Annotated in this window: 13 protein-coding genes and 1 tRNA gene; 5 read left to right on the top strand and 9 right to left on the bottom strand. The window is 56.8% G+C overall.

Going from position 1 to position 10,721, the window contains the following annotated elements; translation table 11 throughout:
- Positions 1-360: 360 nt before the first annotated feature.
- Positions 361-1,221: an SDR family oxidoreductase gene (locus AACZ19_RS07930; protein ID WP_339632719.1), complete on the top strand. Its 861-nt coding sequence runs from the start codon at positions 361-363 to the stop codon at positions 1,219-1,221.
- Positions 1,218-1,343, top strand: coding sequence for a hypothetical protein (locus AACZ19_RS07925; protein WP_339632716.1), 126 nt, complete (start codon positions 1,218-1,220; stop codon positions 1,341-1,343). The genes AACZ19_RS07930 and AACZ19_RS07925 overlap by 4 nt, the downstream gene beginning before the upstream one ends.
- A 495-nt stretch (positions 1,344-1,838) precedes the next feature.
- Here the strand turns inward: AACZ19_RS07925 and AACZ19_RS07920 are convergent, their stop codons facing one another.
- From AACZ19_RS07920 to AACZ19_RS07910, 3 genes are read right to left on the bottom strand one after another with little or no spacing between them, the layout of a single operon-like run.
- The gene (locus AACZ19_RS07920; RefSeq protein WP_339632714.1) at positions 1,839-2,405 is read right to left on the bottom strand and encodes a DUF5681 domain-containing protein; all 567 of its coding nucleotides are present in this window, start codon (positions 2,403-2,405) and stop codon (positions 1,839-1,841) included.
- Entirely contained in the window at positions 2,402-2,974 is a 573-nt protein-coding gene (locus AACZ19_RS07915) for a DUF5681 domain-containing protein (protein ID WP_339632712.1), read from the bottom strand. The genes AACZ19_RS07920 and AACZ19_RS07915 overlap by 4 nt, the downstream gene beginning before the upstream one ends.
- Positions 2,971-4,248 carry a DNA methyltransferase gene (locus AACZ19_RS07910; protein WP_339632710.1) on the bottom strand — a complete coding sequence of 426 codons (1,278 nt, stop codon included), beginning with the start codon at positions 4,246-4,248 and terminating at the stop codon, positions 2,971-2,973. The genes AACZ19_RS07915 and AACZ19_RS07910 overlap by 4 nt, the downstream gene beginning before the upstream one ends.
- A gap of 199 nt (positions 4,249-4,447) precedes the next feature.
- Here AACZ19_RS07910 and AACZ19_RS07905 point away from each other — a divergent pair, with 199 nt between their 5' ends.
- From AACZ19_RS07905 to AACZ19_RS07895, 3 genes are read left to right on the top strand one after another with little or no spacing between them, the layout of a single operon-like run.
- The gene (locus tag AACZ19_RS07905; protein WP_339632708.1) at positions 4,448-4,729 is read left to right on the top strand and encodes a DUF3489 domain-containing protein; all 282 of its coding nucleotides are present in this window, start codon (positions 4,448-4,450) and stop codon (positions 4,727-4,729) included.
- Complete coding sequence (locus AACZ19_RS07900; protein ID WP_339632706.1) at positions 4,726-5,142, top strand: DUF2924 domain-containing protein; 417 nt, start codon at positions 4,726-4,728, stop codon at positions 5,140-5,142. Before AACZ19_RS07905 ends, AACZ19_RS07900 begins: the two co-directional genes overlap by 4 nt.
- Complete coding sequence (locus AACZ19_RS07895) at positions 5,139-6,731, top strand: recombinase family protein (protein WP_339632704.1); 1,593 nt, start codon at positions 5,139-5,141, stop codon at positions 6,729-6,731. Before AACZ19_RS07900 ends, AACZ19_RS07895 begins: the two co-directional genes overlap by 4 nt.
- Before the next feature lie 427 nt (positions 6,732-7,158).
- Here the strand turns inward: AACZ19_RS07895 and AACZ19_RS07890 are convergent.
- The 6 genes from AACZ19_RS07890 to acpS all read right to left on the bottom strand — a co-directional run bounded on the left by AACZ19_RS07890 (position 7,159) and on the right by acpS (position 10,713).
- A tRNA-Ser gene (locus AACZ19_RS07890) sits at positions 7,159-7,251 on the bottom strand.
- A gap of 80 nt (positions 7,252-7,331) precedes the next feature.
- Positions 7,332-7,601, bottom strand: coding sequence for a hypothetical protein (locus AACZ19_RS07885; protein WP_339632702.1), 270 nt, complete (start codon positions 7,599-7,601; stop codon positions 7,332-7,334).
- Positions 7,602-7,830: 229 nt separating this feature from the next.
- Complete coding sequence (era, locus tag AACZ19_RS07880) at positions 7,831-8,757, bottom strand: GTPase Era (RefSeq protein ID WP_339632700.1); 927 nt, start codon at positions 8,755-8,757, stop codon at positions 7,831-7,833.
- Positions 8,750-9,451, bottom strand: coding sequence for a ribonuclease III (rnc, locus tag AACZ19_RS07875; RefSeq protein WP_339632698.1), 702 nt, complete (start codon positions 9,449-9,451; stop codon positions 8,750-8,752). The genes era and rnc overlap by 8 nt, the downstream gene beginning before the upstream one ends.
- Complete coding sequence (gene lepB / locus AACZ19_RS07870; protein ID WP_339632696.1) at positions 9,451-10,206, bottom strand: signal peptidase I; 756 nt, start codon at positions 10,204-10,206, stop codon at positions 9,451-9,453. The genes rnc and lepB overlap by 1 nt, the downstream gene beginning before the upstream one ends.
- A 78-nt stretch (positions 10,207-10,284) precedes the next feature.
- Positions 10,285-10,713, bottom strand: coding sequence for a holo-ACP synthase (acpS, locus tag AACZ19_RS07865; RefSeq protein WP_339632694.1), 429 nt, complete (start codon positions 10,711-10,713; stop codon positions 10,285-10,287).
- Positions 10,714-10,721: the final 8 nt, after the last annotated feature.

Below are 10,721 nucleotides of genomic sequence, written 5' to 3'. Positions count from 1 at the left end.
GGGATCGAGGGAACATGGTGGCGATAGACGATGCCGTGTTCTTCGAGCATCCGTAGGCGTTGCGTCAGGACCTTCGACGAGATGCCGGGAATCGCCCGCCGCACCGCGCAGAAACGCAACGGCCCATCCTGGCGTAGATGCCAGAGTATGTAGGTCGTCCATGACCCCATGAGCAGGCGCAAGAGCGCATCCACGCAGACTGGCGGGGGTGGGTTACGGGGCACTATATGGTTACCTGAAGGTTCCTACTTCCCTTTAGATACCATACTGATAATAATGATCGTCGTCGAGCTTCATGGTGCCCCTACGAGCGGCGGCGGCTTGTCTTTGTCCACAGGGGCGAAAGAAAGGAGAAAGGTCATGATACTCATCGTTGGCGGAACCGGGACGATCGGCAGCGAGGTGGTGCGGCTGCTGAAGGAGGAGAATGCCCCCTTCTGGGCGCTGGTACGCGATCCAACCAAGGCGGAGGCTCTGAAGGTGCAGGGCATCGCGACCGTTGCCGGAGATCTTCGTCAGCCGGAAACCTTGCCCGAAGCCCTACAGGGGATCGAAAAAGTCTTCGTCGTCACCCCCCTTGTGCCCGACCAGGTGCAGATGCGCGCTAACCTGATCGCAGCGGCCAAGACGGCCGGGGTCAAGCATGTCGTCATGTCTACCGGCATCGGCGCGGCCTCGGATGCGCCCGTACAGATCGGGCGCTGGCACGGCGAAAACCAGCAACAGGCGCAGGAGTCCGGCATGGTCTGGACCTTCGTGCAACCGGGGTTCTTCATGCAGAACCTGCTGATGTACGTGGAGGCGATCTGCGACAAGGGCGAGTTCTACATGCCCCTCGGCGAGGGGAAAGTGAGCTGGATCGACGCCCGCGATATTGCCGCCGTTGCTGCCAAGGCGCTCACGGAGCCGGGCCACGAGAACCGGGCCTACCCGGTAACCGGACCGGAAGCGCTGAGCGGTGCGGATCTGGCGGCCGTACTGACCGGCGTAGTGGGACACACTGTCAACTATGTCCCCATCTCACCGGACCAGGCCAAGCAAGCAATGACCGCCATGGGCATGACGGAGATGCTGGCTGATGCAATGAACGAATTATACGCCTTGGCCCCTGCCGGGCATCTGGAAGGTGTGCTCGATACGGTCGAGCAGGTTACCGGTCGCCCCGCCCGCACATTTCGGGAGTTCGCACGCGACCATGCAAAGGTGTTCAAGAAGGAGTGAAACAGCCCGGAGCCAGCCAAAGTTGGAAGACCAGCAAGCGCAAGCCCATTCCCGTCATCACCGGCATCTTCAGCCCGTCCAACCTTGAGATCGCGCAGGCCGAAGGGCTTGTGCCACTCTGAAGCCATCGAATTCATCGAGTCAACGAGGCCCGAGGCGACCTCGAATTTCTGCACCTTGATCTTGTCCTTGTGCTGTTGAGCTTCCCACAGGTCATACTGCATCTGCTGCTGCAACCAGCTCTCCGGGCTGCCGCCGAATCCCTGCGACAGGCGAATTGCCATTTCCGGGGAAATCCCCAGCCGCCCGTTGAGCAGCATCGACAGGATGTTGCGCGACACGCCAAGGCCGTTCGCGGCCTCGGTCAGGCTCAGCCCCAGGGGGGCTCAAGGCACTGCCGCCTGATGACCTGGCCGGGGTGCGGCGGGTTGTGCATAAGCATGGTCTCACTTCCTTCCTAGTGGTAATCCAGATAGCCCCATGGTAGCCCTGAGCACGAAAACGGCTTGGGTATTTTTACCAATCCGTTATGTAGGTATTTGAATTCATTTAGGATAATTTGGTTGCGGGGGCAGGATTTGCGCCTGCGACGTTGTGGTTATTCCCCTGACCACCACCTACGGCCGCACCACCCACCAGTCCGGCCAGTTGACCTTCCAGGGCGTACGGGTTGCCTTCACGACCGTGCGCTGTTCCTCGGGCGTTAGATGATCCTCTCCGAGGCGTTCGAGCGCCGCCTCGACAATCCAGGGCTCCAGTGCCATACGGGCGGTTTCGCGGTAGGGGTCAAGCTTCTTTGCCATACGCAACGGTTGGAGCGCTGTATTTACGCTTCCGGGAGAGACAAAGTTTACGACAATCTTGCGGAACTGAAGTGAGTCGACTGCCTGCTCGCTTTTCCCCTCTGCAATTACGGTCATGGCGTAACGGGTGGCCGATATATCGCCGTCAAGCCCGCGCCTGGCCAGTTGCAGCAGAAACGCCTCCGCCGCCGTGACCTGCTTGGTAACCCCGTCCTCGCGGATCGTCACCCTCTGCCCCAATACCGCTTCATAGGGCGTTTCCTTATGTCGCCCTCTCGGCCTTCCTTTTGGATTGCCGCTCCGGCCCTTTTTAAACCGTGTCGCAGTGGGCGGTTGTCCATAACCGGCCCCGCTGCCACCCCCGTTCCCATCACCCATCATTCTTCAATTCCTTTCGGCCAGTGCAGACTATCAGGGTCGCGTGTACAGCGCCGGATCTCGGAGACATCGTCGGCCTTGAGCTTGTGGCCACCCCGGCGCCGGCCCAGGGCCGCCTGCACCGCCCAGGGCTCCAGCAGCATTTGGGGACGAGGTTCGTCGTAATCCTCATGCGTCGGATCAAGGGCTGTAATCTCGAGCAGCAAAAGGGCGTCGTCTGCATTACCCGGGTCATCCGAAAAGAGACTAGTCGCGCCCTTTGGCGACTTCCGACGCTCCTCTGCCGCGAGATACTTCTCGCGCTTGATAATCCATTTCAGCACCTCGCGCTGCGCCGAGCGGTTGCCGCCCAATGCTTCCTGCCAGGTGCGTTGCTGCAGCGCCTCTTCCAGGGATATCTCTCGCGGTGTCCCGTTCCGCATGACCGTCAGGGTCCTGCCCATAATCACTTCAATGGCAGACGACGTGCCGGGTACCGCTCTGGATTTCGGACGTCCCCCGGGGTTACCGCTCCGGCCTTTCCTGAACCGTCCCGAGACAGGCGGTTTCCCTCTTGTCGGTTTGTCCTTCATTCGGTCCCTCCTTGCTCCAGGAGTGGTTCGCGTCCTGTTAATGCTGACCATCGCTCAATGGCGACATCGACATAGGCCGGATCAATCTCCACCCCCCGGAACCGGCGCCCGGTCCGTTCAGCGGCGATCAGGGTGGTTCCCGAACCCAGAAAGATATCGAGGACGAGATCGCCATGACGGGTCACATCCCTGATCGCATCCGCCACCAGCCCCGTCGGTTTGACGGTGGGATGCAGCGCGAGATCTTCGCGCCGGCTGCCGCGGAAGGAATTGACGGACGCATAATCCCAGACATTGGTCCGGTTGCGGCCATGCCTGCCAAGCTCCACCATATTGAGATGCGCCGCCTCCCCGACCCGGTAGACGAATATCAGTTCATGCTTGGAGCGATACAGCGAGCCCATCCCGGCATTGGACTTGTTCCAGATACAGAGATTGAGAAAGGCGCCATAGATATCATGAGCAACAGCAGTCACATCCTCCATATGCCGCCAGTCCATACAGACAAAGTGAACGGCTCCCTCCCGGGAGACGCTGGTACAGGCGCCGAGTGTCTCTTTGAGGAAGGTTCGGAACTCCGTCTCGGTCATCTCGCCTGACGCCATCGCGAACTCCCGATGTCGATCACTGGTATTGGCATGACCGCTGATCCGGACATTGTAGGGCGGATCCAGAAAGGCCGCGTCGACTTGTGTATTTGCGCCAACGACCTTTTGTAAGAAGGCATGATCCCGGCCATCCCCGCAGCCAATGCGGTGATCCCCGAGTATCCAGATATCCCCCGCTTTGGTTCTTGGGGTTTCCGGGACAGCCGGAATAACCTCATCGTCGGGGTCCGCCTGCCCCTCCAGGATCACATCGATCTCACCGGTCGAGAAGCCGGTCAGCGTCACCTCCATATCGACATCAATCACTGCCAGCTCGGAGAGTTCCAGCTTCAGGATTTCCATATCCCAGCCGGCATTAAGCGCGATCTTGTTGTCGGCCAGCCGGAGTGCGCGCTTCTGGATCTCCGTGAGACCCGAGAGTACAATGACCGGCACTTCATCAAGGCCTATTGCCTTCGCCGCAAGCAAGCGCCCATGCCCCGCGATCATCCGGTCTTCCGGATCAGCGAGGATCGGATTGGTAAAGCCGAACACGTCAATCGAGGCTTTGATCTGCTCGATCTGTTGTTTCGAATGGGTGCGCGCGTTCCGGGGATCGGGCACCAGGTCGCTGACCGGCCGGTAGGTGACTGTCAGCTGGTTTCTAGAATCTGGCCTTTCACTCATCTTGTACATCCAATCATTTGCTTGCACCAAATACGGTCATGTTGGAGATGAATATAACCCCTTCCAGGCTCCCTTTAAACCAACGTTTGGAAGGACTGGACTTCGGGGCGCAGACGAGCGTTACTGTCGTTGCGCCCGTTTGCCGGGCTGTTGTCGGTGGGGACGGAATACTTCCGCCCGATAACCGGAGGAGAGATCCATGACATCCAAGAATCCCAATCCATCTATCCAAAAGCAAAATAGAACACACAGCGCAGCCATCCCCAAAACCACATCAGACGCCCCGACAAAACTTGAAAAGATCGTTGATCTTCTCCGTCGAAAGGACGGCGCCTGTCTGGAGGAGCTGTGCACTGCTACGGGCTGGCAGTCCCACTCGGTACGCGGCGCCATCGCCGGGGCGCTGAAGAAGAAAGGTCATTTAATAACGTCTGAGAAGATCGACAGTGTTCGCCGCTACCGGATCGGAGCGCCGCAATGAATAGCGTTTCCGAACTTGATGCAGAGATCAGGTCATTGGAGACGCTTGGATTGAAAGATATCCGCGTTCTCTGGGCTGCCCGAATCGGACCGCCGCCCAAACTACGCTCGGAAGAACTGTTGCGCCTGATGCTGGCCTGGCGTCTGCAGGCGGAAGCTTTGGGTGGGTTTCCATCCGGGACCCGTCGCCTGCTTGCCCGTCGCGGAGCCATTGCGCCCGAAGGCCGCGCCCTGGGCGATGGCGCGATCCTGCGGCGGGACTGGCAGGGCCGCCGGATCGAGGTCGTCGTCGAGGCGGATGGCTTTCGCTGGGAAGAGAGGACCTACCCGAGCCTCTCCGCTATCGCCCGGGCGGCGACCGGGACCCGCTGGAATGGCCCGCGCTTCTTTGGACTACGAGAGGGCGGACAATGAAGCCGCCCGTAAAACGCTGCGCCATCTATACGCGCAAGAGCTCCGAGGAAGGGCTTGAACAAAGCTTCAACAGCCTCGATGCCCAGCATGAGGCTTGCGCTGCCTATATCAAGAGTCAGGCAAGCGTAGGCTGGCGACCCCTTCCCGCCCGCTATGATGACGGGGGCTATTCCGGCGGCAGTATGGAGCGGCCTGGCCTAAAACAACTGCTCTCGGATATCTCATTAGAAAAAATTGATATCGTGGTGGTCTACAAGATAGATCGCCTGACCCGCTCGCTTGCGGATTTTGCCCGCATGGTGGAGTTGTTCGAGCAGCACGACGTCAGTTTTGTCAGTGTCACGCAATCCTTTAATACCACCTCCAGCATGGGACGGCTGACGCTCAATGTTCTCCTCTCCTTTGCCCAGTTTGAACGGGAGGTTACCGGGGAGCGGATCCGTGACAAGATCGCCGCTTCCAAGAAGAAGGGCATGTGGATGGGCGGCAGTCTGCCGCTCGGCTATGACCTGCCGGAGGCCGGCTCTCATACTTTGCGGGTGAATGACGCAGAAGCCGACATCGTGCGCAGGATCTTCGAAAGATATCTGCAGCTTAAATCCGTCCATGCCCTGGTGCGAGAGCTGGATGCGAAGGACATTCGATCAAAGACCCGGGTGACGCTGAAAGGAAGAACCATCGGAGGCCAGCCCTTCAGTCGCGGCGCGCTCTATCATCTGCTGCGGAGCCGTGTCTATCTCGGAGAGGTTCCCCACAAGGATCAGTTTCATCCCGGGCTGCATGAGGCGATAATCGAGGAGGAGCTGTTCGAGGCGGCGCAGGAACAGCTTGATGCCAATGCCCGTCGTCGCAAGGCAACTGGCAAAAGCGTGGCGCGCTCGCCGCTCGCGGGGCGGATATTTGATACGGACGGTCAGCCCATGTCACCGACCTTTGCCTATGGGCGCGGCGGCAAGCTGTATCGCTATTATGTGTCCGCCTCCTTGCAGCGCGGGGGAAAGCGAGACCAGCTGGATAATGCACCGCGACGTGTCTCCGCGGCGACAGTTGAAAGCCGCTTGACCAAGACGCTGGACCGTCTTCTCCCCAACTTGCAGGAGGACCCCCTCGAACTTGTAAGTCGTGTCGAGATTCATGCAAGGCATGTCGATCTGTTTCTGCCTCTCAACTTTATCGGCAAGATCACAGAAAACCTTCATACAGGAGAACGGGCTGTGCGCGATCCGGCGAAACCGGATGAGCTGCGGCTGACCCTTCCCTGGCGGATGCAGACGCGCGGTGGAAAGACCGACATCCTCGCCGGCGATAAAAACACACCGCAACCTGACCCCTCTCTCATCCGGGCCTTGCGCAGCGCTCATGCGATGCTGGAGCGCGGGCCAAAGAATGGACCAGTCCTGCAATCAGCGCCCGCCTCCCCCTGGCGGCGCAATCTGGTCCGGCTCGCTTTTCTGACGCCTGATATCCAGCGCCTCATCCTCGACGGGCGGCAGCCCGACCACCTGACACTTGCCCTACTGATGAAGGAAGAAATCCCCCTGCTCTGGTCCGATCAACGACGCAAATTCGGGGTAGATATCGCGGATTGAAGTGCATTTATCTCTCTAAAGAGAATTTCCTAAACCACCTGTTAATACGCTTAAAACTCCCTGTTAATCGCAATAACAGGCCCTGTTATGGCGCTTAATCACCCTGTTATGACCAATTAACAGGAAAGTGGCGAAAATGACCTGTAAGGCCCTGTTTTTACGCGATAAAATATTCTCTCTTGCACGATTGGACATCGATTTTACCCTGTTAATCGGTGTTTTTTGTAAAAATTCCCTGTTAACGCCCCGTTCCCGTCAAACTCACCCTGCCATCAGACAGCCGGAGACTAGTGGGTAAGTGGCTCCCGAATGACCGGCATCTTACGGTCCGGAGACGATGCAAAGAATGGGATTAGCGGCGAATAAGTGCCCTGTTACGGGAGGATACGACGCCTCGCGAAATCAGAGACGAATTATCAGGGGTGGGTGGCGGTGAGCGAGGGATTCGAACCCTCGATGGAGCTATAAACCCCATACTCCCTTAGCAGGGGAGCGCCTTCAGCCACTCGGCCAGCTCACCGGAGGCGGCAATATGGCAGATTTTAGTTCCCTGTCAAAGGGTTTAGTTGCAATTTTTTTCGCAAAAACGGAACAAGGCGCCTATCGGCCCATAATCCATTCGCGCGCCATTTTCTGGGCCTTGGCAATTTCCTGCGCGGACATATCGAGAGAAATCTCCGCCCGGTTCTCGCGCGCTTCCTCTATGCCGTTCATTGCGGCGAGATTAAACCATTTATGTGCCGTCACCAGATCCTGCGAAACCCCGTCTCCAGTTGAAAACAGCAGTCCCGCCCTGAACTGATCATCGGCGACCCCATCATCCGCACTTTGCAGATATTTACTGACATATGTTGTATCGAGCTTAGCCATCATCCTATTCCCCAAAATACAATTGACTACCCAAGTAAAAAACATTCAAAAAAAGGAAAAAATTCCTTCGTTGGGGATATGATGGAAGGGATTTAGTTAATTTTTTGTTTCACCGATTATTTTTTAACTATGTTTGTCAATCTTTTACGATCAAAAGAACACAGGCCCGCAAAAAAGCAGCAGCATCTTTTCTTTAAATTGATTGAGAGCGGGAGGCGACGAGAGGCGTTCAGGGGCTGTCTTTTGGGAAATCAAGGCCCATTTCGCGGTATCGCTCCGGATCATCAAGCCATTTTTCCCGCACCTTGATGAACAGGAAGAGATGAACGCGACAGCCCAGACTCTCTTCTAGGTCTGCGCGGGCAAGCTCGCCGACTTTCTTGATCGTCTGCCCGCCCTTTCCGAGGACAATCGGCTTGTGGTTGGCACGGGAAACATAGACGACCTGCTGGATTTTCACCGACCCGTCTTTACGCTCTTCCCAGCTTTCCGTCTCGACGGTCAGAGAATAGGGCAATTCCTGATTAAGCCGCATAAACAGCTTTTCACGCGTAATTTCTGCTGCCAACTGCCGCATGGGCGCAAGCGCAAGCTGGTCTTCAGGATACAGCCAAGGGCCTTCCGGCATTTCCTTCGCTAATGCCGAGCGAAGATCATCAACCCCATCGCCGGTCAGCGCAGAGAGCATATAAATCTCATCGAAAATACCGCGCTCGGATAGGGTTTTCGCAATACCGAGCAGACTGTCCCGCTTTACAATATCCACCTTGTTCAGAATCACATGGGCGCGGCGTTGGTTTTTCTCAAGTCCGGCAATGATACGCTCCACATCCGCCGTAAGACCTTTTACGGCATCAATGAGGAGTACAATCCGGTCTGCATCCTGCGCCCCACTCCAGGCCGCATCGACCATGGCTTTCTCCAACCGGCGCGATGGCTTGAAGATGCCGGGCGTGTCGACAAAGATGACCTGGCTTTCGCCCTCGATCGCAATGGCGGTGACTCGCGCACGTGTTGTCTGCACTTTCGGTGTGACAATCGCTATTTTCGCGCCAACGAGCTGATTGAGCAATGTCGATTTACCGGCATTGGGCGCCCCGACCAATGCAACATAGCCACAGCGTGTCGGCGATGTCTCCTTCTCTTGTTCAACCACCTTGCAGTTCCTTTAGCATTGCCGCGGCAGCCTTTTGCTCCGCCGCTCGTTTTGACGGACCTGAACCGGTCGCCGGAGCATAATCGGGTACTTCCACCATAACTTTGAAATGCCGGTCATGATCGGGGCCGGTCTCCTCAATTATCGAATAGGCGGGCAATGGTCGGCCCATCTTGGCCAGCCATTCCTGCAAAGCGGATTTGGCATCCTTGCGGGAGGCGTCCTTGTGATCGAACCGCGGCCACCATCTGGACTTGATGAATTTCTTGGCGGCCCTGATACCCCCGTCCAGATAGACGGCTGCAATGACCGCCTCCATGACATCCGATAGAATGGCCGGATTATCACGCCCCCCAGTCGCCGCCAGATCAGCGGCCATACGGATATATGCCTGTAGGCCCATTTCCGCGCCAATTTCCGCCAGCGTCTCACGCCTGACTTGCGCATTATATCGCCGGGACAGCTGTCCCGCTTCCGCCTCTTCAAACCGGCGGAAAAGCTCTTCACTGATAATCAGGCCAAGAACCCGATCGCCAAGAAACTCAAGCCGGTCATAGTCGTCCTGCGCCGCCTTCCGACCTTTCCCTTTGATCAGGGACGAATGTGTCACTGCGGCTGTCAAAAGTGATAGGTCCTTGAACTCATGCCCGATGAGATCCGGCAGGTCTTCAAGGTTTTTCGGTGGCACGCTCATCAGCTCAGGGAGTCAAAAATCCGGTTCCAGCGAATAGCTGTAGGATATTTCCAGATTTCGTACCACTCGGCAGAACCATCCAGCGACATGAATATGACCTCTGCCCGGCCGACCAGATTTTCCGCCGGGATATATCCCACATGGGTCAGGAACCGGCTGTCCGTTGAATTATCACGGTTATCTCCCATGGCAAAGACATGCCCGTCCGGCACCGTGTAGACATCGGTATTATCCATAATCCCCTGCACTGTTTCATCCAGCGTCAGAAAGGTTCGACCGTTCGGGAGCGTTTCACGATATTGCGCGATACGCCGAACATTCCCGAAGCGGTCCTTATCGACAAAATCCTCGACCCGTTCGCGTTTGACTGCCGTGCCGTTGATATTGAGCACCCCATTGATCATCTGCAGCTTGTCGCCCGGCAGTCCAACGATGCGTTTGATATAATCAACGGACTCCCCGATCGGCTTTTTAAAGACGGCCACGTCACCGCGCTCCGGTAATTCGCCGAATACGCGCCCCGATATAGGTGCCAGGCTGAACGGAAAGGAATGGCGGCTGTAGCCATAGGAATATTTCGACACAAACAGATAATCGCCGATCATCAGGGTCGGCAGCATTGACTCTGACGGGATCTTGAACGGTTCATAAGCGAATGTCCGGATTACGACGGCAATCAGCACAGCATAGATTATTGTGCGGATTGTTTCCCCCAATCCGCCCTTGGCTTTCGCTCGCACCGCTTCTTCCTTCATAAAACTCATCCAAAAATATATTCAAAACAATAGTCATTCATTTACACGAACGCGCCGTTCAGGCAAATGTTTTCCCAGTCAAATCTCAGGTTTATCCTCTTCATCGTCTGGGATTGCCGTAATCAGGACGATCGCCTGTGCTTGTGGTGGCTCATCCGTAATTGTCAGATGTATTTCCGTCCGCATGCCCGGCGGTGTTATCCGTTCGAGCTGCAGCAAAGCCCCGCCCGTCAATGCGATCGTCGGTTTTCCGGACGGCAGATTAACAACCCCCATGTCCTTCCAGAACACACCCCGGCGAAAGCCCGTGCCGAGCGCCTTGGAACAGGCTTCTTTTGCGGCATATCTCTTGGCGTAGGATTCAACCCGGTTCAGCCGCCGCTCCGATTTCGCGATCTCGACTTCAGTATAGACACGCTTAATGAAACGCTCCCCGAAACGGTTCAGGGTTTTTTCTATGCGCCGGATATCGATGATATCGTTACCAATGCCGAGAATGCGAGACATGAGCCGTC

Source organism: uncultured Sneathiella sp. (assembly GCF_963973085.1).
Lineage (GTDB): Bacteria > Pseudomonadota > Alphaproteobacteria > Sneathiellales > Sneathiellaceae > Sneathiella.
This window is presented reverse-complemented; position numbering and strand designations above follow the sequence as displayed.